This window comes from Moorena producens 3L (genome assembly GCF_000211815.1).
GTDB classification, from domain to species: Bacteria; Cyanobacteriota; Cyanobacteriia; order Cyanobacteriales; family Coleofasciculaceae; genus Moorena; species Moorena producens.
Map to the genome: position 1 here is coordinate 40,601 of NZ_GL890827.1, position 25,852 is coordinate 66,452.

Annotated in this window: 19 protein-coding genes and 1 pseudogene; 15 read left to right on the forward strand and 5 right to left on the reverse strand. The window is 43.9% G+C overall.

Features of this window, described 5'->3' with window-relative positions; genetic code table 11:
* Positions 1 to 374: 374 nt before the first annotated feature.
* A complete protein-coding gene (locus LYNGBM3L_RS04505; protein WP_008179630.1) occupies positions 375 to 5,183 on the reverse strand; it encodes a glutamate synthase-related protein in 4,809 nt (1,602 codons plus the stop codon).
* 782 nt (positions 5,184 to 5,965) lie between these two features.
* Here LYNGBM3L_RS04505 and LYNGBM3L_RS39710 point away from each other — a divergent pair.
* From LYNGBM3L_RS39710 to rpsL, 5 genes are all read left to right on the forward strand, one after another.
* Entirely contained in the window at positions 5,966 to 6,220 is a 255-nt protein-coding gene (locus LYNGBM3L_RS39710) for a hypothetical protein (protein WP_008179632.1), read from the forward strand.
* 255 nt (positions 6,221 to 6,475) lie between these two features.
* Complete coding sequence (locus tag LYNGBM3L_RS04510) at positions 6,476 to 8,536, forward strand: phosphodiester glycosidase family protein (protein ID WP_008179634.1); 2,061 nt, start codon at positions 6,476 to 6,478, stop codon at positions 8,534 to 8,536.
* 310 nt (positions 8,537 to 8,846) lie between these two features.
* Complete coding sequence (locus LYNGBM3L_RS04515; RefSeq protein ID WP_008179636.1) at positions 8,847 to 9,275, forward strand: phosphomannose isomerase type II C-terminal cupin domain; 429 nt, start codon at positions 8,847 to 8,849, stop codon at positions 9,273 to 9,275.
* Between the two features lie 528 nt (positions 9,276 to 9,803).
* A complete protein-coding gene (locus LYNGBM3L_RS04520; protein WP_008179639.1) occupies positions 9,804 to 10,148 on the forward strand; it encodes a HesB/IscA family protein in 345 nt (114 codons plus the stop codon).
* Positions 10,149 to 10,236: 88 nt separating this feature from the next.
* On the forward strand, positions 10,237 to 10,608 hold the full coding sequence (rpsL, locus tag LYNGBM3L_RS04525; RefSeq protein WP_008179640.1) for a 30S ribosomal protein S12: 372 nt from the start codon (positions 10,237 to 10,239) through the stop codon (positions 10,606 to 10,608).
* Here rpsL and LYNGBM3L_RS42800 read toward each other — a convergent pair.
* The gene (locus LYNGBM3L_RS42800; protein WP_154659673.1) at positions 10,601 to 10,750 is read right to left on the reverse strand and encodes a hypothetical protein; all 150 of its coding nucleotides are present in this window, start codon (positions 10,748 to 10,750) and stop codon (positions 10,601 to 10,603) included. The two genes, rpsL and LYNGBM3L_RS42800, sit on opposite strands and share 8 nt — an antisense overlap.
* Before the next feature lie 186 nt (positions 10,751 to 10,936).
* Between LYNGBM3L_RS42800 and rpsG the strand changes: the two genes are divergently transcribed.
* From rpsG to LYNGBM3L_RS04555, 6 genes are all read left to right on the forward strand, one after another.
* Positions 10,937 to 11,407, forward strand: a complete 471-nt coding sequence (rpsG, locus tag LYNGBM3L_RS04530; protein WP_008179641.1) for a 30S ribosomal protein S7 — start codon at positions 10,937 to 10,939, stop codon at positions 11,405 to 11,407.
* A gap of 140 nt (positions 11,408 to 11,547) precedes the next feature.
* On the forward strand, positions 11,548 to 13,623 hold the full coding sequence (gene fusA, locus LYNGBM3L_RS04535) for an elongation factor G (protein WP_008179642.1): 2,076 nt from the start codon (positions 11,548 to 11,550) through the stop codon (positions 13,621 to 13,623).
* A 23-nt stretch (positions 13,624 to 13,646) separates the two neighbouring features.
* Positions 13,647 to 14,876 (forward strand): elongation factor Tu, encoded by a 1,230-nt coding sequence (gene tuf, locus LYNGBM3L_RS04540; RefSeq protein ID WP_008179643.1) that lies wholly within the window; start codon positions 13,647 to 13,649, stop codon positions 14,874 to 14,876.
* Between the two features lie 98 nt (positions 14,877 to 14,974).
* Positions 14,975 to 15,292 (forward strand): 30S ribosomal protein S10, encoded by a 318-nt coding sequence (rpsJ, locus tag LYNGBM3L_RS04545; RefSeq protein WP_008179644.1) that lies wholly within the window; start codon positions 14,975 to 14,977, stop codon positions 15,290 to 15,292.
* A 576-nt stretch (positions 15,293 to 15,868) separates the two neighbouring features.
* Positions 15,869 to 18,325: a 3'-5' exonuclease gene (locus tag LYNGBM3L_RS04550; RefSeq protein ID WP_008179645.1), complete on the forward strand. Its 2,457-nt coding sequence runs from the start codon at positions 15,869 to 15,871 to the stop codon at positions 18,323 to 18,325.
* Entirely contained in the window at positions 18,322 to 21,369 is a 3,048-nt protein-coding gene (locus tag LYNGBM3L_RS04555) for an RNA-directed DNA polymerase (protein ID WP_044492263.1), read from the forward strand. The genes LYNGBM3L_RS04550 and LYNGBM3L_RS04555 overlap by 4 nt, the downstream gene beginning before the upstream one ends.
* An 88-nt stretch (positions 21,370 to 21,457) precedes the next feature.
* Here the strand turns inward: LYNGBM3L_RS04555 and LYNGBM3L_RS04560 are convergent, their stop codons facing one another.
* Complete coding sequence (locus LYNGBM3L_RS04560; RefSeq protein WP_008179647.1) at positions 21,458 to 21,733, reverse strand: hypothetical protein; 276 nt, start codon at positions 21,731 to 21,733, stop codon at positions 21,458 to 21,460.
* Between the two features lie 156 nt (positions 21,734 to 21,889).
* Here LYNGBM3L_RS04560 and LYNGBM3L_RS04565 point away from each other — a divergent pair, with 156 nt between their 5' ends.
* From LYNGBM3L_RS04565 to LYNGBM3L_RS04570, 3 genes and pseudogenes are all read left to right on the forward strand, one after another.
* On the forward strand, positions 21,890 to 22,132 hold the full coding sequence (locus tag LYNGBM3L_RS04565; protein ID WP_008179649.1) for a hypothetical protein: 243 nt from the start codon (positions 21,890 to 21,892) through the stop codon (positions 22,130 to 22,132).
* Positions 22,132 to 22,305: pseudogene (locus LYNGBM3L_RS50115) on the forward strand (type II toxin-antitoxin system VapC family toxin); the annotation flags it as partial. The gene LYNGBM3L_RS04565 and the pseudogene LYNGBM3L_RS50115, both read left to right, overlap by 1 nt.
* Positions 22,306 to 22,587: 282 nt before the next feature.
* Positions 22,588 to 22,980 (forward strand): SCO5389 family protein, encoded by a 393-nt coding sequence (locus tag LYNGBM3L_RS04570; RefSeq protein WP_008179650.1) that lies wholly within the window; start codon positions 22,588 to 22,590, stop codon positions 22,978 to 22,980.
* A 52-nt stretch (positions 22,981 to 23,032) separates the two neighbouring features.
* On the opposite strand, the gene LYNGBM3L_RS04575 is transcribed toward LYNGBM3L_RS04570, so the two are convergent.
* Positions 23,033 to 23,233, reverse strand: a complete 201-nt coding sequence (locus tag LYNGBM3L_RS04575) for a type II toxin-antitoxin system HicB family antitoxin (RefSeq protein ID WP_008179652.1) — start codon at positions 23,231 to 23,233, stop codon at positions 23,033 to 23,035.
* 338 nt (positions 23,234 to 23,571) lie between these two features.
* Complete coding sequence (locus LYNGBM3L_RS04580) at positions 23,572 to 25,215, reverse strand: SLBB domain-containing protein (protein WP_008179654.1); 1,644 nt, start codon at positions 25,213 to 25,215, stop codon at positions 23,572 to 23,574.
* 289 nt (positions 25,216 to 25,504) lie between these two features.
* Here LYNGBM3L_RS04580 and LYNGBM3L_RS48360 point away from each other — a divergent pair, with 289 nt between their 5' ends.
* A complete protein-coding gene (locus tag LYNGBM3L_RS48360; RefSeq protein ID WP_267871983.1) occupies positions 25,505 to 25,636 on the forward strand; it encodes a hypothetical protein in 132 nt (43 codons plus the stop codon).
* Positions 25,637 to 25,852: the final 216 nt, after the last annotated feature.

Below are 25,852 nucleotides of genomic sequence, written 5' to 3' on the forward strand. Positions count from 1 at the left end.
ACGCCAGACCTTAAGATTTACAGAAGGTAACTACGATATCCGATAAATTCATCAGTGACGAGTCTAATCACATTGGCTATTATGCTTACTGTATTGAAGAGTATATTAAGCGAGGCAATCGTGATTGGGTAAGGGAGATGATGATTCGTCGTCAAGCATCTGTGAATGAATTTTGCCTCGAAAAGATCGACCTAGAGCAGGTGAAAGGTTGAACGCGATCGCGTGGCCTAAAGGCCAAGATTCTTCACAGTTGAATCTTGACAGGTTGAAGGTTAAAGGTGATCAAACCAACCTTCAACCTTCTAACCTGCAACTTTTAACCCAAGCCAACCTAGAACCTTGGCCAATAGGCCACGCGATCGCGTTCAAGGTTTTTAGCCTACTGTCGAAGAAACTAACTCCCGTTCCTCTACCACATCAGGATTGGCTTGAGGAGTATCCGCCTCAGAAGGCGGTACCACTTGCCAGAATTTGGGCAGATATTCAGACCAGTTATCCAGAATCATCTGGGCTTTCGGGCTACCAGTCCGAGTGGCATGGTCTTGAATTAAGCCTTTCAACTGCTGCTCTCCAGCCGCTGAAATCAGCCGTTGAATCTTGACATCCTGGTTCACTTTGGCGGGAAAACTCTCCTCTTCATCTAGGAAGTAGGCTAAACCACCAGTCATACCAGCACCTACATTGCGTCCCACTTTCCCTAAGACTACAATTACACCACCGGTCATGTATTCACAGCAGTGATCACCAGCTGCCTCAATCACAGCACAGCCTTTAGAGTTGCGCACACCAAACCGCTCACCAGCACCGCCATGGGCAAATAAGGTTCCGCCAGTGGCACCGTAGAGGCAGGTGTTACCTACAATCACATTGTTAGCTGGGTCGTAGGTGGCATCAGCGGGTGGTTTGATAATAATTTCACCACCATGCATCCCTTTACCTACATAGTCATTGGCTTCACCAGTTAAAATCAGGGTCATACTAGGCAGGTTAAAGGCACCAAAGCTTTGACCCGCAGCCCCCTTGAAGTTGAGAGTAATGTTTCCATCGAAACCACTGTTACCATACTGCTTGGCAATTACTCCAGCAATTCGAGCCCCTACAGTACGGTCAGTGTTCACGATGTCCACATCTTTAGTCACAGACCCATGGTTTTGAATAGCATTCGTCAGGTCAGCGTCACCCAGCAGTTGATCATCTAGCACTGGGCCGTTGCTGTGGACATCCTTATGGTTGAGCCAACTGCGGTCTGTGCGAGTATCAGGCAGCTGAGTCAGACAATCTAGATTCAGCATAGATGTCTTAGTCAACTCAAGGTCCTCCCGGACTTTGAGTAGATCAGCCCGACCAATGATATCCTTTAAGGAACGGTAACCTAGTTTGGCAAGAAGCGATCGCACTTCCTGAGCCACAAAGTAGAAGAAGTTGACAACATGGCCTGGAATCCCGCTAAAGCGCTGGCGCAGCCGTTCTTGCTGAGTAGCAACTCCTACAGGACATTGATTGGTATGGCAAATCCGTGCCATAATGCAGCCTTCAGCAATCATCGATACCGAACCGAAACCGAACTCTTGTCCTCCCATCAAGGCCGCCATCAGTACGTCCCAACCAGTTTTTAAGCCACCATCTACCCGCAGCAAAACGCGATCGCGTAGTTGGTTTTCCATCAAGATCCGATGTACTTCAGTTACTCCCAGTTCCCAAGGCACTCCAGCGTGCTTAATCGAACTCAGGGGAGATGCTCCAGTCCCGCCATCATGACCAGAAATTTGGATTACATCCGCATTCGCTTTAGCTACCCCAGCCGCAACAGTTCCAATCCCAATTTCTGCCACCAACTTCACAGATACCTTAGCTTGAGGGTTAATCTGATGCAAATCAAAAATCAGCTGCGCTAGGTCTTCAATCGAATAGATATCATGATGGGGTGGTGGGGAAATTAGGGTTACCCCTGGCTTAGAACGCCGCAGCTTAGCAATGTAGGGACTGACCTTCTTACCCGGTAACTGACCCCCTTCCCCTGGCTTAGCACCTTGAGCAATCTTAATTTCTAACTGCTTCCCACTCATCAGGTACTCTGGTGTTACTCCAAAACGACCAGATGCTACTTGCTTAACCGCAGAGGAAGCAACATCCCCATTACGTAATCCCTTTAAGTGAGGTAGAGTCTGAGAATGACCAGTCTGATCCACATCATTCAGAATGGTGAAGCGCACTGGGTCTTCACCCCCTTCACCACTGTTGGATTTACCGCCAATCCGGTTCATCGCAATAGCTAGAGTTTCATGAGCTTCTCGGGATAGAGAGCCTAGGGACATTGCGCCGGTACAGAAGCGCTTGACAATTTCCTCAACAGGTTCTACTTCCTCGATCTCAATAGTAGGTTGGTCGCTGTTGAAGTCCAACAAATCTCGTAGTGCAGTTGCTGGACGCTCTTCCAACAGTTTGCGATACACATCGTAGTGGTCGTAGGCTTCTTTGTTAGCTTCAAGGTTTGAAGGTTTAACCTGCAACTTGCTAACTTCCAACTCTTTGTGATGTTTCCCGTTGCCATTGTTAGAGGATTGGTCACGGACGAAAGCAGAAACCGCCTTGTGTAGGGCTTTAGCCATTTGAGGGCTGTTCATGTGATACTCGCCCCGAGGACGGTAATTGATAAAGCCAAAGTTTTCCAGTTTCTTAGCCGTCAGGGGGAAAGCCCGCTTGTGAAACTCCATCACTTCCTGAGCTAAATCAGCAATACTCAAACCTCCCAGCCGGGATGTAGTTCCCTTAAAGGCTAGTGCCAATAAATCCCCACCAATGCCAATAGCTTCAAAAATCTGAGCGCCATGGTAAGACGATAATAGGGAAATTCCCATCTTAGATAGGATTTTCAATAAACCTGCTTCTACCGCCTTGCGATAATTTTTCTGAGCTTGGTCTATGGTTAGGCTTTCCAGTTTCCCCTGGGCCATCAATTTTTGAGTTTTAGGATTAGCCCACCAATTCCGCACCGATTCCCAAGTCAAATACGGACAAACTGCTGATGCACCATAACCGATTAAGCAAGCATAGTGATGAGTACTCCAGCATTGAGCCGTTTCCACAATAATGGATGCCTTCATCCTTAATCCTTGAGAGATCAGGTGGTGGTGAACCGCACCTACAGCCAACATCGGTGGAATATAGGTGTAGTTTTCAGAAAGCCCTCCAGCAGTTTTATCACTCAAAATCAGAATCTTTTTGCCAGCCCTTACCGACTCAGCCGCTTGGTCACACAGACGACTCACAGCTACTTCTAGCCCCCCCGGACCAGTAGCAATTTCAAATAAAGTAGACAGTTCAGCCGTCTCAAACCCTGAGGCTTTCACCGCTGCCAACTCGGCCTCATTGAGTACTGGGGTTTCCAGCTTTAACAACTGGGCATACTCGGGCTTAGCTTCTAATATATTCCCTCGCTCACCCAGCTCTATACTCAACGACATCACCAAACTTTCCCGCAGAGGGTCAATAGGTGGGTTAGTGACCTGGGCAAAGCGTTGTTTGAAATAGTCATAGAGTAGTCGAGACTTATTGGAGAGTACCGCCAAGGGAATATCATCTCCCATACAGAAAGTAGGTTCTTTCCCCTGGGTGCTCATCGGCTGGATGATCATCTCCACATCCTCAGCAGTGTAGCCAAAAGCGGTCTGCTGACGCAGTAACTCAGCCGCATCTTGTTCAGGAGCCTCAGTAAAGGGTTGGGGTTCCAATTTTACACGATACTGCTTCAGCCATTGACCATAGGGTTGCTGAGCTGCCACCCGTTGCTTGATGTCCCAGTTTTTTAGAATTTCGTTGCTTTCCAGGTCAACAGCAATCATTTGCCCTGGTCCGAGTCTGCCCTTTTCCACAATCTCGGATTCTGGCAAGTCCACTACCCCCACTTCTGATGCCACCACCACATAGCCATCCCGGGTAATGCTATAACGAGCCGGTCGTAATCCATTTCGGTCTAGGCTGGCTCCCACTGTTTTCCCATCACTGAATACTAATAGCGCTGGACCATCCCAAGCTTCCTGAATTCCACTGTAGTATTCATAAAAATCAACAATTTCCGGATAGTTATCCAAATCCGGCTGATTTTGGTAAGCCTCCGGCACCATGATCATTAATCCTGCCAGAGGACTGCGTCCAGATTGCACCAGTAATTCAAATACATTATCTAAGATGGCTGAGTCACTGTTTTCTGGATTGATAATAGGCTTGATCTCATCTAAGGAGTTATTTGGTTTCAGGTTAGTTTCGGTTGCAGATTCAAGGTTATTTGCCTTCAACCCTTTTTCCCAAACCGGATGAGCCAAGTCAGCCTCTCGGGCGATCATCCAGTTGACATTGCCCAACAGAGTATTAATCTCACCATTATGTCCCAACAAGCGCATCGGTTGAGCGAGGGGCCACTTGGGCATAGTATTGGTGCTAAAGCGTCGATGATAGACAGCAAAACCACTCTGGTAATCAGGATTTTTTAAATCTAAATAAAACTCTCCAAGTACCGCTGAGCGCACCATGCCTTTGTAGACAATCGTGCGACTAGAAAAAGAGCAAAAATACCAATCCTCAGGCACTCGGATGGTACTCTGAGATTTTAGGGCCTTAGCAATGCGACAGCGAGTTTTGAACAGCAAACGCTCCAGTTCATCTCCTATCTCCCCTTCAGAGGCTACGATCAACTGTTCGATATGGGGTTGATTGGCTTTCGCTTGGATACCCAGGATCTCTGAACGTACTGGTACCACACGCCAGCCTAAAACCTTTAAGCCTTCTTGAGCGAGGACTTCCTCAACAATTGACTTACCTTGGCTAACCAACGTCTCATCCTGAGGCAAGAATACCATCCCAACTCCCAACTGCTCCGTAGGAGGCTGGTCAATTCCTTGTTCGGTCAACCATTTTTGCAACAGTTTCCAGGGAATAGCGGTCAATAAGCCTGCACCATCCCCTGAATCTTGGTCAGCACTACACCCCCCCCGGTGTTCTAAACAACCCAGTGCCACTAGAGCTTGTTCAATCAATTTATGGCTAGCTATACCCTGCCCAGAAGCAATAAAGCCAACCCCACAGGCATCTCGTTCCTCCACCAACCAACGTTGACCTGGATACGGTATCCTTTTGTGATAGTGTTGTAGATCTTCCTGGTTTTTATGGTTATCGATATTATTCATCCAATTATTCACGGTGTTTAGTGATGCTTTCATTACAGACTGAGGACTATTAACCTAGTAGCAGTGACCTATAGACTGCTACTAGGCTGGAAAAATCAACAATGATTTACCATCAATGGTGAGCCAGAATTTGGTTGGGTCTAATCCCGAGTCCCTGGGTGGAAAAATCTATCAAGCTTTTTTTCCCTTAGAAACTCCTATCCTGAGTATCCAATGAAATCTGGTCAGCTGCTGACACAAAAGCTACATCCTCCGACACAGAGCAAGGGATGTAGTTAACCTGATCAGGTTTTACCAGTAGCAACACGCTTAGTGCTTCAACAAGGGCATGCAACTAACCACCTAGCTGATGACCAAAGTGACCAGGGTTCCCTGACGCTGGCATAAATCCTAGAAACTTACCTATATAGGTGGATAGTCATGATATAAGAAATAGGTTAGCGATAGCAATACCTAATTTCTCCATAAACCTACTGAAAATTTTACTCGGGAAGAAATTGGTGGATTTACCGTAGCAGTGATCAAGACCATTGAGCGAAACTCAAAATAGCTTTCTTAACGACTCTTTTGCACTGACAGGACTTGATGTTGTCACAGTAGCCTTCATCACAGTCTTAGTTTAGACCAGGTGGCATCTCCTCTCTAAATGCCTAGGTATTAGGCTCATGGTCTTAGGTCTTACAAAAGGCGGAGTTGAGGGCCTCCGTGCTTGACCCGGAGTGCTTCATAACTTTTTTAGAACCCACTTAGCCTAAATGCCTAGAGCGTTGCTCAATTTTTGAATGAATATAAGTAGAGTGGGCATCCTGCCCGCGCGAAAAGATATTGAAACTGGCAAGATGCCAGTTCCACGCAAGATGCCCATTCCACAGGTGCGACCCGTGGCGAATTTAATTCGCCAAGTAAGAGCGCACCTAAGCAAGATGCCCATTCCACAGGTGCGACCCAAGGCCGCGAGGGATTGCTCGCGGCCTTGGAGGCGCGCACCTACTCTTATAGCAGAAGTCAGAAGTCAGAAGTCAGAAGTCAGAAGTTAAACTCAAGCCAAACTGTAGTTTGAGACTTTTGTCATGTCCTAATTACCCTGGCGACTGCTATAAAATCATTCCATTATTAAGCAACGCCATGCCTAGAGCCTAAATGCCTAGAGCCTAGGTTAAGAGTATGTGAAATTAAACCTTCTCTATAGTTTTTGCTGACTGATTTAGGCTATGAAAGGTATGCTTTCAGCCAAATCAGTCCTTTGAGGAAACAGGCTACTAGCAGCAACCAATGCTCAATGGAACCCTTTGATGGTGACTAGAGTAACACCAAAGACCGGAATTGATACTACAAAAGTGTGGACTAAGATCTCCAAGCTAGCCATTACCCTCTTGCTCCTAATTCTATTCCCAGCATCCGTAGCTACGGCAAATAGGCGAGTTGGAGCAATTGAACCCTTAATCTTAAATAGCTTTAAAGAGTTACTTAACCAGTTGCCCCCAGCAGATGAAGAGACCCCTGTCCTCGTTCAAAGTTTATCCCAAACCACCCAGGAGAACATCCTAGTTTTAAAGGGGAAGAAACTATTGGAAGAGCTACCACCCATGCCTGATAACACCTTAGAGGTAGAGTTTTTCTCTGTCCCCCCCCAGGTGATCCGACAAGGGTTTCAAGTGTATTTAAATGGTCAGCGGATCAACTTACCTTGGCAGCAGTGGCTGGTCGGAACCTCAGTGCGCACTGGCATCAGTGATGTAGGAGCGATGCAAACTTTGGGCATAGAAATGCTCAATAGTAAAGATTTTACCAAGCAACCGATCCGGTGGTTTTCTAAACCCCGGAGTACATCAGTAGTTTTCCCCAGCCAAGTTAGTGGTGCTTATCGATATCTAGATATTACCGATTTTGCCAAAACAGCAGGTTGGCAGTTACAAGTTCACGGGGATAAGCTGTATATCTCTTCCATGCCAGCCAGGGTGAAGGCTATCCGCCAGGGACGTCAGCCTTGGGGTAATCGTATTGTTCTTGATTTAGACCGCCCAACCTTCTGGCAAGTCAATGACCGACGCACTGAAGGTGTGATTACAGTAGCTGCCTCAGCCGACCAGTCACTAGTCAAGGGTTTTAATGCTCTAGAGGGTGCCAAGATCCAAGGGCCTGAAGATGTAGCTCCCATTTCCGTGGGCGCTCCTATGGATAAACCGGTTATCCGCTTAGAAAGCCATCAGAACCAAACTAGGCTCAGGGTGGATTTCCCCAAAGGTAAACGTCTGCGAGTTTTCACCTTGCCTAACCCGTTTCGATTGGTGATTGATTTGCGACCCGATGCCATGGTCAAGAAAAATATTCTCTGGGCACCTGGCATCCAGTGGCGTCAGCAGTTGATTAGTCTCAAAGATACTAGTTTCCCAGTGGTGTGGCTGGAGGTTGACCCCAAATCTCACCACTTGCGCCTCAGACCGATTGGCAGTAATGCTACGACGCAAGTGGGAACAGCCCCACTAATTAAAGCTGCTCAGTGGTGGCAAGCATCTGCTGCAATTAATGCTGGCTTTTTCAACCGTAACAACCAATTGCCCTTAGGAGCAATTCGCCGTGATAGTCGGTGGTTATCTGGTCCAATTTTGAATCGGGGAGCGATCGCTTGGAATGATCGCGGTCACGTTAAACTCGGACGACTGAGCCTGACCGAAACCTTAGTTACCTCAAACCAGAAACGTTTGCCAGTACTATTCCTCAACAGTGGTTATGTCAAAGCTGGAATTGCCCGCTACACTCGCGCCTTCGGACCAACCTACACTCCCTTAATTGATCATGAAATCATCGTAGTTGTCCAGAACAACTCGGTCACCCATCTTTTGCCTGGAGGACTTGCCGGTCAGCAAGCCTTTCCTATCCCCCCCAATGGCTATCTAGTTACCCTGAGGGCCAACAGCACAGCCGTTCATGATCTTAGTATCGGTACCCAAGTGCGAATTGAGGGAAGTACCTTTCCCGCTGACTTCAATGGCTACCCCCATATTCTCGGTGGTGGACCACTGCTACTACAAGATAGGCTTATTGTTTTGGATGGCAAATCGGAACAATTTAGTGATGCCTTTATTCAGCAGTCTGCTCCACGCAGTGCTATTGGAAGCACTGCTAATGGCACATTGATTATTGCTGCTTTTCAGTATAGTCATACTGGACGTGGCCCAACATTAAGGGAAACAGCTCAGTTGATGCAGAAATTGGGAGCCATTAATGCCCTCAATCTTGACGGGGGTAGCTCAACTGGACTTTATCTAGGTGGTCAACTCCTAGATCGCTCTCCCTATACAGCAGCACCAGTTAACAACGGTCTGGGCATCTTTTTTACACCTGTTCCCTAATAGTTTAAGAAGTATTAAGTATTAAGTATGAAGGAATTATGAAGTGCTCATATTTATTAAGATTTTCCGAAATCACGAATCCCTTAACTATAGGTTTATTCAGCTTCCACTTAGGTCAAGATAACTATATAAGAGTGTAAAGAATTGATATAAATTCAGGTAATAGACTAATCTGACATTAAAAAAATAGTTATAGTTTGCTAGGTTTGGTTATAGTCAATTATCCTTGATTTTGTTTAAGCTAGAAATTAGTAACCGATTAGTCAACTTTCCCAAAATCACTTAGCTAGACGTTTTCAGTAACAAAACCATGGTTCAGTCAAAAGAAATTTCTCAAGTTTCCGCAATTACCCTACAGTCATCCCGAGTAGCTGAAGGCGTTGCCGCTACCGAACTACGACCTTGGGGGTCATTCACTGTCTTAGAAGAAGGACGGGGATACAAAATCAAGCGCATTGAAGTCAAGCCGGGTCATCGCTTAAGTTTACAGATGCACTACCATAGGAGCGAACACTGGATTGTTGTCAGTGGTACAGCTAAAGTTCTTTGTGGCGATAAACAAGAAATTATTCATCAAAATCAATCAACCTATGTTCCCCAAGGCCATGCTCATCGACTAGAGAATCCTGGTGTTATTCCCCTCGTTTTAATTGAAGTTCAGAATGGAGAATACCTCGGAGAAGATGACATTATTCGTTTTGAAGATGACTATGCCCGTAGCAAAGCAGAAGACAAATAGATTGAGTCAAGTCGCTTGACCGTAGGTCACGCTATAGGCATTGCCGACGCTCCTTGAGGTGCGAACGCTCCAATTCAAAATTAAAAATTATTAATTCAAAATGACAATCAGTGGGGGCTTGTACCCGCCACTGATTGAAGACCACAACTCGCTTGACCGTAGGTCACGCTGCGCGAACGCTCCAATTCAAAGTTCAAAATTATTAATTCAAAATGATTCGGACAATTCTAGATTTTGAATTTTGAATTTTGAATTTTTAATTCCCCGGGGGGCTTGTACCCGGAATTAATTAATTCAAAATTTGTTCTAAACTTGATGCGTGAATTTTGAATTTTGAATTTTGAATTACCCAAAGGGCTCATTAGTTGTAAGTCTTTAGTTAGTAGTCATTAGTCATTAGTTATAAGTCTTTAGGATGCCCAAAAAAGCCTCTTGGCAGTGGCAAATTAAATGACTAATGATTAATGACTATTCCTTTTTGAGGTAACATTAGCTGGTGCTAGTTGTTGCGTATAGTTACTATCGTTAATGATTAAACTGAGTAAAGCTGCTGCGAGTGAGATTAGACGTGTACAGTCCAAGGGTCAAAAGCCAGAGGCCAAATTACGTCTAGGTGTGCGCCAGGGGGGGTGTGCTGATTTTTACTACACTATTGACTTTGAGCAAGTGATCAATTCTGAGGATCAGGTCTATGAGTGTGATGGCATCAGTGTCATAGTAGACCCGCAAAGCCTAAAAACTATCAATGGCTTAACTCTAGATTACTCAGAAGACCTCATGGGAGGAGGGTTTCGCTTCCATAACCCTAACGCTTCAGAAAGCTGCGACTGCGGTAATTCCTTTCGTGTAGACCCATCACAGGAGCCAGATTGACACCATAGTGTTATTATTGGTATAATTACCTTTGGTTTGTTTGTAGTTGATTAAGTTCAATCAACCAATGTTTATTAAGCCGTAACCCATGCCCACCATTCAGCAGCTCATTAGTAACGAGCGCTTCAAAGCTAAGAAGAAAACTAAGTCCCCAGCGCTGAAACAATGTCCCCAGCGCCGTGGTGTTTGTACTAGAGTCTTCACAACCACACCCAAAAAGCCGAACTCAGCCTTGCGAAAGGTGGCAAGGGTTCGTCTGACTTCAGGATTTGAAGTAACAGCTTATATTCCTGGTATTGGTCATAACCTACAAGAACACTCCGTCGTGATGATCAGAGGCGGTCGTGTTAAGGACTTACCTGGAGTGCGATATCACATTATTCGGGGTACCCTTGATACGGCAGGAGTTAAGGATCGGCGTCAAGGTCGTTCTAAGTATGGGACGAAGCGCCCTAAGTAAACTCACGAGCATTAACCCCTCTACAGTAAGAGACTTCCAGCAATAGAGTTGCTGTAATCTCACCCATGCCGATAAATAGCGCTTGGTCGTTGCCCAAGGAAAGATTCAATTCCTGAAGCCTAGGCATACTAGAAAGCTGCACTGATTAGCTTCTCGTACAACCTGTAAACAAAAACAGGATTTACAAGACCAACCATAAGCTAACTGTATAACCAAGGTTAATCGCACCAGGGTTAATCACACTAGGGTTAATCACAGGAGTGTATTTGTTTGCCTTGGTTAATTTTTAATAGTAAACTGTATTTTTGATTTTTTCTGAAGCTTACTTATGTCTCGTCGCTCAGTTGTTAAAAAGCGTCCTGTCCCCCCTGACCCAGTCTATAACAGTCGCCTGATTTGTATGTTGGGGTGTAGACTGATGCGTCATGGCAAGAAATCCCTTGCCTACCGAATTATCTATGACGCAATGAAAATCATTGAAGAAAGAACTGGAGCTGATCCCATAGAAACTTTTGAAAAAGCTGTGCGTAACCTGACGCCTCTAGTAGAAGTCAAGGCTCGCCGGGTTGGTGGGGCAACCTATCAGGTTCCTATGGAAGTAAAGGCTGAGCGAGGGACTACCCTAGCCCTACGCTGGCTGATTAAATTCTCCAGAAGTCGCTCCGGTCGGAGCATGGCTAGCAAATTGGCTAATGAGCTGATGGATGCTGCCAATGAAACCGGAAATGCTATTCGCAAGCGTGAAGAAACCCATAGAATGGCCGAGGCAAATAAAGCTTTTGCCCACTATCGGTACTAATTACCCTAAAAGTTCAGAACAAGAACCTGGTAGCCATAAGATAATGTCCACAAATGCCTAAAAAACTTAAAAAAAGTATAAAATTGTAAATAGATAGCTACCTGGTGAGGAAATGGTGGCACCAGATAAAGGAGGTAACCGTGGCACGCACCATCCCCCTTGAGAAAACACGCAATATCGGAATTGCAGCTCATATTGATGCGGGCAAAACAACAACAACTGAACGAATCCTGTTTTATTCCGGAATTGTTCACAAAATTGGTGAAGTCCATGAAGGTACAGCTGTAACTGATTGGATGGACCAAGAGCGGGAGCGGGGAATCACGATCACTGCTGCTGCGATTAGCACCAACTGGCGAGAGCATCGGATTAATATTATCGATACTCCCGGTCACGTTGACTTCACCATTGAAGTGGAACGCTCCATGCGGGTATTGGATGGTGTGATTGCTGTGTTTTGCTCCGTAGGTGGTGTCCAGCCTCAGTCTGAAACAGTCTGGCGGCAAGCAGACCGCTATCAGGTACCTCGAATTGCTTTTGTTAATAAAATGGACCGGACAGGAGCAAACTTCTTCAAGGTCTACGAGCAAGTTCGTGACCGATTGCGCTCCAATGCTGTTCCCATCCAAATCCCTATTGGCAGTGAAAAGGATTTTAGAGGAATTGTTGACTTGGTGCGGATGCGAGCCAAGATATACACCAATGACCTGGGAACTGACATCGAAGATACAGAAATTCCTGAAGAGGTCAAAGAGCAAGCCCAAGAATACCATGCCAAATTAGTGGAATCGGTGGCTGAAACTGACGAGGCGTTAATTGAGAAGTACCTTGAAGGAGAGGAAATCACGGCAGAGGAAATTCGTGAAGCCCTGCGCAAAGGAACCATTGAGGGCAGAATCGTTCCCATGCTGTGTGGCTCTGCATTCAAGAACAAAGGGGTTCAGCTGCTGTTGGATGCGGTTATTGATTACCTACCAGCTCCGATTGATGTTCCGCCAATTCAAGGTACTATGCCTAAGGGTGAAACCGTCGAGCGGGTGGCTGATGACGAAGCCCCTATGTCAGCTCTGGCATTTAAGATTATGGCAGACCCCTATGGTCGCCTAACTTTCCTACGGGTGTACTCTGGGGTACTGAAGAAGGGGAGCTATGTCCTCAACTCCACTAAGGATAAGAAGGAACGGATATCTCGCTTGATTGTATTGAAAGCTGATGACCGGATTGAAGTAGAGGAGTTGCGGGCTGGAGACTTGGGCGCTGCGGTTGGTTTGAAGCATACTATCACTGGGGATACTATTTGTGACGAAGAGTCTCCGATTATTTTGGAATCCCTCTTCATTCCAGAACCAGTGATCTCGGTGGCAGTAGAGCCAAAAACCAAGCAGGATATGGAGAAGCTATCCAAAGCCCTCCAATCCCTATCTGAAGAAGACCCCACCTTCCGTGTCAGCATTGACCCAGAAACCAACCAAACTGTGATTGCGGGCATGGGTGAACTGCACTTGGAAATCCTGGTAGACCGGATGCTGCGAGAGTTTAAGGTAGAAGCGAATGTGGGCGCTCCCCAGGTAGCCTATCGAGAGACGATTCGTAAATCAGTCCAGGCGGAAGGTAAATTTATCCGTCAAAGTGGCGGTAAAGGTCAGTACGGTCACGTTATTGTTGAATTGGAACCAGGAGATACTGGTAGTGGTTTTGAATTCGTCTCCAAGATTGTAGGTGGTTCTGTACCGAGAGAGTACATCTCTCCTGCTGAACAGGGGATGAAGGAAGCCTGTGAATCAGGTATTCTAGCAGGGTATCCAGTGATCGACGTGAAAGTTACCCTAATAGATGGGTCTTATCACGACGTAGACTCTTCAGAAATGGCATTTAAGATTGCTGGTTCTATGGCCATGCGGAATGCTGTGATGAAGGCTGCGCCAGTACTCCTAGAGCCTATGATGAAAGTTGAGGTTGAAGTGCCCGAAGACTTCCTTGGGGATGTCATGGGTGACCTCAACTCCCGCCGTGGTCAAATTGAAGGTATGGGTTCTGAAGACGGCATTGCCAAAGTCACTGCTAAAGTTCCATTAGCAGAGATGTTTGGTTATGCTACGGATATCCGGTCTAAGACCCAAGGTCGGGGTATTTTCTCTATGGAGTTTAACACCTATGATGAAGTACCTCGCAATGTGGCAGAAGCCATCATTGCTAAGAATCAAGGGAACGCATAACAAAAAAAAGGAACATGTAATTCATGGCACGCGAAAAGTTTGAAAGGAATAAACCCCACGTCAACATTGGCACGATTGGTCACGTAGACCACGGCAAGACTACCCTAACTGCTGCTATTACTATGACATTGGCGGCTCAAGGGAAGGCAAAAGCGAGGAACTACGAGGAAATTGATGCAGCTCCTGAGGAAAAAGCACGGGGGATTACCATCAATACTGCTCATGTAGAGTACGAAACCGAAAATCGCCACTATGCCCACGTAGATTGCCCAGGCCACGCTGACTATGTGAAAAACATGATCACGGGTGCGGCGCAAATGGATGGGGCAATTCTGGTGGTTTCTGCCGCTGACGGTGCCATGCCACAAACGAAAGAACATATCCTCCTAGCTCGGCAGGTGGGAGTTCCTAACATCGTGGTTTTCTTAAATAAGAAAGACCAAGTAGATGATGAAGAACTCCTAGAGCTAGTAGAACTGGAAATTCGGGAACTGTTGAGCGATTATGACTTTGACGGGGACAATATCCCGATTGTGGCTGGGTCAGCCTTAGAGGCTGTAAACGCCCTGACCGAGAATCCAAGCATTGCCAAAGGTGACAATGAGTGGACTGATCTGGTACTAGAACTGATGTCTAATGTAGACTCATACATTCCCACACCAGAGCGGGATGTGGATAAGCCATTCCTGATGGCAGTGGAAGATGTCTTCTCCATCACTGGTCGGGGAACTGTTGCCACCGGTCGAATCGAGCGGGGTAAGGTTAAAGTTGGTGAGACGGTAGAAATCATCGGGCTTAAAGAGACCCGTAACACCACCGTAACTGGTGTGGAAATGTTCCAGAAGACCCTAGACGAAGGGATGGCTGGAGACAATGTTGGACTACTGCTGCGGGGTATCCAAAAAGAGAACATTGAGCGGGGTATGGTACTTGCCAAGCCCGGTTCAATCACCCCTCACACCAAGTTTGAATCTGAGGTATATGTCCTGAAGAAAGAAGAAGGTGGACGTCATACTCCCTTCTTCTCCGGCTATCGCCCTCAGTTCTATGTACGAACCACTGATGTGACTGGCACTATTGATGCCTTTACTGCTGACGATGGCTCTACAGCTGAGATGGTGATGCCAGGCGATCGCATCAAAATGACAGTGAGCCTGATCAACGCCATTGCGATTGAACAAGGAATGCGCTTTGCTATCCGTGAAGGTGGTCGCACCATCGGCTCAGGTGTGGTCAGCAAGATCCTCGAATAGCAGTACTCTACTATAGAGTAGGAGCAGGGAAGTTCTAGCTTCTCTGCTCTTTATTCATGTTTATTTACGCTAACAAAAGAACCTAGAAAATTAAAAAAATGGCAACTATTCAACAGCAGAAAATTCGGATTCGACTAAAAGCCTTTGATAGACGCTTGCTGGACACTTCCTGTGAGAAGATTGTAGATACAGCAAACCGGACAAATGCTACAGCTATTGGCCCGATTCCCTTACCCACTCGACGTCGTATTTACTGTGTTTTGCGATCGCCTCACGTTGATAAAGATTCTCGGGAACACTTTGAAACACGTACTCACCAACGGATTATTGATATTTATCAGCCTTCTTCAAAGACTATTGATGCTCTGATGAAATTGGATTTGCCTGCTGGAGTTGATATTGAAGTTAAGCTTTAAGGATTTAAAGTCCCGGTAATCATTGATAAAATAAGATGATTGATAGCCTTTGGTTGATTGTTAATGGAAAATTGACAATCAACCAAAAATTATAAGTATTCAACTAGAAGTAAAATCGCAACTCATCAACTTTTCTTCTAAATAAACTAGAAAAGATATAATGGGAAAACCCCACCAGGCTTCAGCAGTAAGACAGTGAGCAAAATATTACACAAAAGCCTGGTCAAAGGTATTGTTATTGCTGCTCCCTGCGGGGGCGACAAGTAAGTCATAAAGCAGACTGGATAAGGAAAGTAGCCCTCATGGTCTTGAAGGAATAGAGCAGTCTATGAGGGTCAAAAGAAAGGTAGGCGTTGCTGACGCAAAGAATGGTTTACTAAAAAAAAATATGCAATGCCCGATCCTATCATAGCAAAAAAAATCATCAATAGGTTCATCAATTGTCTTGATGCAGTTATCAATCAGGCTGATTAGTTATTTTTAAAGTATAAACAAATTTCCCTTTCTGGTTAAGCATTCCACTAGTGACGCAACACCAAAGAATTACCTATAATGAAAATTTAGTTACACCTCGTGATGTTCAGCAACGAGCTTAACCGAGAACAAAATGCGATCGCTAGCCACGTAGAAGGCGCAATTTTGGTACTTGCTCCGGTTGGTACAGGCAAAACTCGTGTTTTAGCAGAGCGGGTTTTATGTGCAATTAATCAGGGTATCTCTCCTCAACGAATTCTATGCCTGACCTTTACCAATCGAGCTGCCAAGGAAATGAGCGGGCGGTTATCTCAGTATTGTCCAGAACAACTACAACACCTAACAATTAAAACTTTTCATGGTTTGTGTGCCTCCATACTACGGATGGAAGCTCGTCAGATTGGATTGCCAACAGATTTCGTGATTTATGACGATAATGATTGTCTCGAATTGGTTAAAGAAGTTTTCCATGTATTGAAAGATAGAGATGCCCAGCAGTTGTTTTCTAGCTTAGTTAAGTGCAAAATTCAGGCTGAAAACTGTAAATTATCTCTAGATAATCTGGTTGAAAATCTATATGCCCCATTAGGGAATAACTACGCTCAATGTGCTGCTCAGTATCAAACTATCCTTCAAAAGCGTCATGCCTTAGACTTTGCAGATCTGATATTTTATGTTCGTCTCATGGTACACCATGAACCAGAGATTAGCCAACGTTGGACAGATAAGTTTGATTTTGTTCAAGTTGACGAAGTTCAAGACACCCATCTGTCAGAGTATGGTATTGTCAAGCACTTGGCTGCCAACAGTGGTAATTTAGGGATGATTGGAGATTTAGATCAGACTATTTATGAATGGCGAGGTTCTGAACCAGAGAAGGTAATTAAACAATTTTATCATGATTTTAATCCTAGAAGCTATTCTTTAACCTGGAACTATCGAGCAACAAAAGTCCTGCTGAATGCTGCTTCTGGATTTGCAGATTCCTTTGAACATCGACAAACAAACATTACACCAGCGCCTGAGTGTAAAGATGGTGATTTGATTCAATTCCATTTAGCAAATAATGAGTGGACGGAAGCAGAGTGGATTGGTGGACAAATCCAGCAACTAGCAAGTAAGCAAAAGGATTTTGTTTACAGTCGAGTAGCAGTTCTTGCTCGTAACCATAAACGCACAGAGATTATCAGTCAGATATTGGAGCGCATGGGTATTCCTTGTATTACAGTTGAGCGATTCCAATTTTTCATGCGACAGGAAGTCAAAGATGCTCTTGCTTACCTACGTCTGATTCTAAATCCTTTTGATGCAGGGGCAATGCGTCGGATGTTGCTACGTCCAAGTCGTGGAATTGGTGATGGGACGATTAAAGCTGTAATTGAAGAAGGCAAAAATTGTGGCTTTAGTTTAACTGACATGGTATCAAGCCGCACATTTAAAGATGGAGATCCTTTTAGTGAACTTTTAAGCGCCTATTCATCTGGAGTCGTAACAGTTTTTGACGTGGAAACAACAGGGTTTTCAGTGAGTCAAGATGAAGTGGTGGAAATTGCAGCAATTCGTCTAGTTGATGGTAAAAAACAGGCTAGATTTCACGCTTACATTACTAATACTGTCAGCGTTGGTGAGTCGGAACGAATACACGGACATAGCGATCGCTTCTTGGCAGAAAATGGTAGAAATGCTAAACATGTATTTGGTGAGTTCTTCGAGTTTGTGGGGGATTCTCTGCTAGTTGGACACAATGTGGGCTTTGATATTAAGATGGTGACAGCTCAAGCTCAAAAAGCTGGTGTTAGTTATCCAAAAAAGCTGCAATGGGAGGACACCCTAGAACTAGCCAATCGTTTCATTGAATCTGAACGCTACAGTTTAGAAGTTTTGGCAGAGCATCTCAATCTTACCCACCTACCTAGCCATAAGGCAATGGATGATGTGGAAACCACCATTGATTTGTTGGCGCTACTCATACCTTTGGTGGAACGAAGAGCGGATTATCGTCAAGCTTTAGTGTACCGTTATGGCGAGGTATTTGAAGGACTTGCTGAACAGGTAGAGCACTGGCGCGATGTCAGCCAATCATTAAGACCTTCAGATTTGCTGGATACATTATTGGTAGAATCTGGACTATACAATTATTATCAATCTCAAAAGAAACGCCTGCAAAATATCCACAATCTTTTACGGTTTTTCCAAGCACAGGACGATCCAAATTTGCACCCTGACACAGCTTTACGTAGCATTATTGAATTTACTGCTCTTGCCAAAAACTTAGATCGAGTTTCTCAAGACAATAATCAAGTTCCAATTATCACAGTTCATCAATCCAAAGGTTTAGAATTTGACAGTATTTTCATTGCCGGTGCTGTTCAAAATGAATTTCCTAATTATTTTAGTGTTCGCGATAATAATCTTGAAGAAGAAAGACGGTTGTTTTATGTGGCCATGACTAGGGCAAAACAGAGGTTATTTATATCAGCTTATTCCCAAGATGCCAGCGGTTTTTCAAAAAAAATTAGTAACTTTATTATTCAAATCCCAAAGGAATGCATTCAGTGACTGAACAACCACCTACATATCGCCGTTTTCATCCTATTGTTGCCGATGCTTACAATGCTGTACATGAGTGGCTTGATGGTAGTAGCCTAGCCAAGGGATACAAATCAATAGATCCTCGTGGCAATTGGCAAGAGATACTAAAAGGAGAAGATCTAACGAGTGTGGCTTTTCAGTATTACTATCTTTTTCCAACACACTACTTTAAAGCTGCACACATTTTAGAAAATGTGGTTGGAGAAGACAGATTAATAAGCTGGCTTAGGCATAAGCAAAGATTGTGCATTCTAGATATTGGATGTGGTGCTGGAGCCGGTACTGCTGCTTGTATCGAAGCAATACTTAAGCTGAAAGAAGAAGAGAAAATTCCAAATGATGTCAAAATTTTTGCTATTGGTGTAGATCCAAATAAATTCTCAGTTATTCTTTACAAACAACTGATGGATAAATTTAAATCTTCTACTTTAGACAAAATGGGGCTTGATTTTCAATGTGTTATGAGTGGCTTTCCAGAAGCTACTCTTGGGATTATCCAAAATCTTAAAAAAGAACTCGATATCTTAAAATTACCTTGTCTTTCAAATATTTTAACAATTCAATTAAATGTTATTTCTCCACTCAGCCAAGTTTTCAGAAACCAAGAATCGGATTATAATTACTTGCTGGAGATAGATCCTGAAATGTGTAATTTTATTACAGATATTCCTGAGAAATTTGGTAATGCTGAGGCTCAGGCTTATAAGCAAATAATTGAGGATGTCCCAGTTGATACAATGCATGTTTTAACTATTGCAACTAAAAATATTGAAAAACATGTTCAAGGAAATACTGATAGTAAAATAACTTTGGAACAACGAGTCATAGAAATGGCATGTACTTTTAGAGAAAGTATAGGAAAGCGTCATACAGTTGAACAAATATATAACGCTAATAACGAAATATATTTTATTAATCCTAAAAGTAGCTATTGGAGAGATAATAAAGGAATCATACAGTATAAAACAAAATTCTATGCTGATTTTCAGACAATCTGGAGTGCAGATCGAGCAGAAGATAAAGATTGGAATGAAGTTATAAGTCTTGATAATCTCAAATTAGCCTGGGCTAGGGCACGTCGCAATCTCTTATCGGAGTCTTTATATGATGAAACTGAAGTGCGTATTTTTGAAACTAATTTAGATTTCAATATTTTAAATTTACAAGAACAATTATGTGCTTATGCTAATGATGTTGCCTTTGTAGATCAAACCATCTCTTATAAATCTCCTAAGAATGTGGTAAAGACTCGTCCAAGAGGACTTTCACGGATTGAAGAAGAAATTTTATCCGTGGCCATTATTCAGAAATTAGGTGACAAGTCATCTCAACTAAGAGGTAGTAGCTACGCCTACAGAATCTCTGGTAAACAACGAGATACAGAATATCTTTATGAGTATTATTTTAAAGCTTATCGTGATTACCTTAACGAAGCACATGATAGTGCTAAAAATTATCCTAATGGGGCAGTTTTAAGAGTAGATATTGAATCATTTTATACAAAAATTATTCAAGAAAAGCTTTGTGATGAACTTTCTACGGAATTAACAGAAAGCGAACGTGTACGTTGGCTGATTAGGTTATTACTTTCTAAAAATATTGATCAACATGAATTAGGTCAGGGTATTACTCAGGGAAATATTGGTTCAGGCTTTTATGCAAATATTTATTTAACTTCAGTGGATGCCAAATTTGGCAGTGGTAATGAATGGGGAGTTGAACTACATCGTTATGTAGATGATATGATTTTCATCATTCCCAACCCAGAAGATATGGAGGTAATTGAAAATACTGTAAAAGATGAGTTACACAAGTTAGGACTAAATCTCAACGAAAACAAAACAGAGAGAATATACCAGGTTTCTTCCTTTTTAGAGCAATCTGATCAAGATCAATGTCTAGATGAATTGAGCGATCGCTTTGATTGTGTGGTCAATCCACTGTGGATAATGAATTCAGAACACCGCGCTATTTTTAAGAGTGCCTTTCACAAGGATGAACTATGGTGGTATCATATTCATCATTATCAACAATGCCTAAGAGAGATCAAAATTTATATAAATGATACAGATCTAAGTCACAAAATATATAAGTATTTGCATAATGCCAAAGGCCGTGAGCGAGACTTGGCAAAACAGAAAGACGTTTTTGGATTAGAAGGAGAATTAAAGTATACACAACTGCCATATGATGAATCTTTTAAGGCAATTCGTCAGTGGTCTGCTTCTTTTATTACTTCTAATAAGGTTTGGAGTAAAAATAGAGATGAATTGCGTAAAGACCTAGTTGATTTATTAGAGGATAGCTGGCAAGCACTGTGTAAATTAAATGGTAGTTATCCAAATCAGACACGGAAATTGGAGAGATATATTCGTTTTGCCCTCTATAGGCTTTCTATTTTAGGATTTGAGGATATACTTAGCACCTTAATGGAAATTTTGCGTAAAGCTTTTTGGATTATTCGCAATCCCATCAATGTGCTGGAGAATCTAGCCAAGCAAGGCTATATAGCTGAAATAAGAAGCTTACTGACACATTATCAAAACCTTGAAGAGCCTGTTGAGTATCTAAAAGCAGTTACAATCAGGGCAATGCGCTTCTTCCCAAAAATCTCTGATCAAGAATGGGAATTGATTGTTAAATTTGCTACTAGTTTAGATCGTTCATTTAGTATTGCCGAAAAGCTGATGGCAACTGAAACCTGGTTATATCTAGGGCACAAATATAACGATTTTAAACAAAATCATCATATTGACGCAGTAAACAAGGCTCTTAGCTCTGAACCACCAGAAAGATTACAAAAAAACTATCTCTTGATTTTGGGACAGTTTGAACCTAAAGCTGTTGAACAGTTCCAGGTTAATAAAAATGATCCTATGCTCGTTACTGCCAAAAAGCTTGCTCTTGAAGGTAAACCATCTGGCATATTTGATTTACCAGAGCCTAAAATCATTCGAGAAAATTACTACAGTGGACAAGCACCAAATGATAGTGATCAAGAAGCGTATTAAGGAACTGTAGTCTATACAGGTAGAGAAAACTAGCAAAAGTCATTCTCTATCTACTATCACTTTACCATCTTCTCTTTGCACCCTATGTCTAGCAAACATAGCTATAACCTTCAGCTTTCTCGGCAAACTCTAACTCCCTAGCCAAACGCCAAGCCACAATAGCAGGTAAACCCTTCTCAAGAATCCTAGCACAGGTACTTTGATAGTGATACTCCACTACCAGCAAGATTACCTGGTTTGTGTGACTATCATAGATAACATAAGTAGGATTAGCTGATCTGTGGTGGGCTTCTGCCACCGAAGCTACATTAAAAATTCCCTTGAGGGAAGCATTTAGAATCTGACTACTCCATTGACGAAGCACTATCGATCCGTCTGGTTACAGAGCAGCATTAATTTGCTTGTATCGAAGCTTAGAAACTTTACTGATAGAACTAACTCTCGGACAATAATGCCTTATAGACCGCAAGCTCCTCAACTTCAATAAAAATTCAAAACTTTAATACCAAGAATCTGACCTATGCAAATCACAATCGACCTACCTCCAGATCTCGAACAAGACCTCATCCGCCAAGCGGTTCAATCAAATGTCGGGATCCAAACCCTTGTTCTCCAAGCGTTACGCCAGCTAATCCAAACAGCACCTAGCTCTATTTCCCAGTGGTCGGATGCCGTATTGTCTTATGAAGGAATTCCTGATTTCCCGGCTTTCGAGTCCTATCGTGATCAACTCCTGCCACCTCGTGAACCGGAATTATTCTGATGCGATACCTTCTCGATACTTGCGTGATCAGCGACTTCATTAAAGGTGAAGCTGGGACTAGAGTCAGACTCAAGCAAACGCCACCTGGGGACATTGCTGTTTCTGTTATTACGGTCATGGAGTTACGCTATGGCTTGGCAGTTTTTGATCGAGTTTCAGTGAGATATTCCCCAAGTAGCGGAGAGTTTAGCTGCATTGCAAGTCGGTTTACTGGCGCGTCATCTTTTTGCTACTAGGATGGCGTGCGATCGCATTCTCCCAAAACTGACCAAGCCCATACTTATAGCATGGTACGTCTCTAACCGCCTGCATTGTAACATTTTTTTACTAATAATGATTATTATTAACAATAAAAAGAATCATTATCACGATAGACTGTTCCCTGGGAGGTTCAGCCAACTAAGTGTGAACCTCTGATAACTATTTTCTTCATTAGGGATATCAAGGAAAAGCCTATGTCACTGAACATTACTCCAGAGCTGTTGAAGCAGGCACAGGAGGGTGAGGTTAATCAAGAAGCTTTTATTGAGAGCATCAGGCAATCGTTACCTTATGCCTTTGGAATTGTGGAAGACCTGGCCAAGCGCTTGGCACAGGGTCAAGCGGAATGGGTAGAGCATTCGGTACCACCACCAACTGAGCAAGATCGAGCCCAGCTATTGCGGATGATAGGTGGGGATGCGATTCGTGGTGCAGTGGAACGTTATTTCGGCATCAAGTTAGCATTTCAAAACTGCCACAAAACCGCTATATTTCGTCCAGAAGCTTTAGAATCACCGGCTTATCAGGACTTTATTTCTATTCGCAGTCAAATTCTGAACCAGACACCAGAACTGATCCATTGTTAAAACTAGGCCAGAGGCTCTAGCTACTAGAGCCTAGGCGTGAAAATAGATATCATTAAATAGTAACCTCACAAGTGACAGAACCTTCAGCCAGCTCAAGGGGTGCAGGTTCAAGGTAAAGCTGAATAGCCTCACGCATATTTTCTAGTGCTTCTACTTTAGTTTCACCACAGGAAGTACAACCAGGAAGTTCGGGGCACCAAGCTGCCCAGTCTCCGTTATCTAGATCAGGCTCAAGAATCACTCTCCATTTCATCAGACTTCTCTCTAAACTCAGTATTAAAATTGGTCAGCATTCAGCCCTCAGCGGTCAGCTGTCAGCTTTTGAATAAAAGAGCTAAGCTTTGGCCACAGGCCAAGGGCTTTTGCCCAGACTTTCAATTCTCATTAATCTCGAACTATTAAAATCTCCCGTTCTCGTAGCGTGGCCATAGGCCTGCATAGGTTGATTTTAAGCATGATAGCTGATAGCTGAACCCTGACCGCTGACCGCTGACCGCACCTCAAGTAGCACCATCTGTAGCGCATATGCTTACAAAGCATCAGCGGTCAGCAAATAAGCTGAATGCTTAATACTGATCGCTGACAGCTAAACTAGAATAGAAGGTTAAATAATCTAATCGGTAATTCAATTAGGTTGAAAATACCGCTAGCAGGTCTGGAAATCCTTTCGACGTTGTCCGCAGTTTGTGCTGCACCATCCCGTTTAACAATAATCACATCATTAGGCTGCAAGGTGGGATTAGTTTCCTCGTTAACTGGAGCAGTAAAATCGATTTCAATTTCTCTTTTTTCAACTGTGCCATTGCGATTCAGGCGAACTAATTCGACAGAACCCTTTTCAGCACGAACGTCATCAAATCCCCCAGCGGCAAGCAAGGCTTCATTCAGAGGAGAATTGGGCTTGACTTCCACATTACCAGGTCGTTGAACTTGACCAACCACATTGACCGGGATGGCAGCAGCAGAAAGGTTGGAATCTGCTAATGCCAATGCTACCTCTGGAGCAATTTCGTCAGCTTTGGTGACAAGAATTGTATCTCCCTCCTTTAAGAGGATATCCTGAGAGAGGTCACCCTGTCGCAACAATTGCCAAAAATCCAAGGCAATTTCTTGTTGTGTACCCCCTTGGGTCAAACGTCGCACTTTAACTTGGCGAACGTTAGCGTCTTGGGTAATGCCTCCAGCGATCGCGATCGCTTGGGTTACAGTTGGTGGTGCATTGGTGCTACGGATATCAGCACTACCGATGTTAATGTTGTTATTACCCAGAGTTTCTCCCTTGACCACATAAGCTCCTGGGTTAATCACTTCCCCGACCACAGCCACTTGAATCGGACGGCTGGCATTAGCTGCAAAACTGGCATTGGACAATAGACGGGTTTCCTCTGGGTTGATAGCAGTAGTAGTTCGGAGCAAGATTTCATCCCCATCCCGCAAGGTAACATCCTGCCTGATATCACTTCTGTTAATCAATTGCTGGAGATTGATATAATAAGTATTGCGCTGCCCAGAGCCTTCACGACGCCGAAGTTCTACTTGCTTAACGTCTGCTGTTAGGGTAGCCCCCCCAGCCAAATTAATCGCTTGAGTCAGGGAGGGAAATTGCTGTCCTTCATTCAGACCCATGGTGTAGGCTCCAGGGCGACTCACTTCCCCAGCCACGGAAATTTTTAAAGGACGGGGTTTCACCAGACTCAAGGAAACTACTGGGCGTTTGATGTAAACTGAAAAGGCACTGGTGACGAGTTCGCTAGCTTGATCGAGAGTTTTTCCCCTTACAAATACACTACCAATCAAGGGTAAGTTAAGGGAACCGTTCACCAGTACTTGATACTGACCACTGTATTCATCAACATCAAAGATATTCAGATTAAGAACATCTCCAGCATCAAGGGTATAAGCTCTGTCTGGTGGTAAAGAGTTACGCACAGGGGGTGTGGCTGCTGATACCGTGTTACTCTGATTCACCTTAATGAAGTCAGCAATGGATGGTGGAGCTGGTACCTCGATCGGGGATGTTGAAGCTGGTACCTCGATCGGGGATGGTGGAGCTGGTACCTTGATTGAAGGGATTTGAGCTAGGCTAGGTTTAGGTAGGGTAATAGCGGAAACCACCAGTAAGCTTACACCCACCACTGGTCTAGTCAATCGTGGTTGTAGACTACTGTGATTCTTAGCAATTTCGCTTAATATATCAAGGGGTCTTTTTTTTCCTGGGTTAACTGTATTGTTCATAAACATATTGACTCTTGCTAGATAAAGACACACTAAATTGTTCAGAAAATCCGGAATATGTTGTGACTCAAGCCACCTCACCAATCTGTTTAGGGTTGTTTAGGGTTCATTGACGCTTCCCTTGGCCTGTCATGTGTAATTGGTTATTGGTAAGCATTCAGCTATCAGCTATCAGCTATCAGCTATCAGTTATCAGCTTATGGGCTATGGACAGGCTACTTGAGGTGCTTATGGGCATAGGGTAAGCAAAGGGAACAGCTTTTGAATAAGCGATGCAGAGGTGCGACCCGTGGCGAATTTAATTCGCCTACGGAAAACGCACCATTACGGTCTTGGGGAGGCAGCGCGGCCAAAGGGGGTCTCCCCCATGAGCGACTGCCGTGGTTTCCCCCACTCGCTATTGCATCAAGACAACAGGTAAGCATTAGTTTAATCTGAGTTATGGAAAGCTGTTCCCGTAGCGTGAGCTAAAAGCTGACGGCTGACCGCTGACGGCACCTCAAGCAGCGTGCGCGTAGCGCATATGCTTACGGTTATTGGTGAGCTTGATCTGGTCTAGTGTTTCATCTCTTGATAGGCAACCTATAGGTAAAGCGCACTCACTACTATGACGTCTCTGATTGTGGTTGCGTCAATA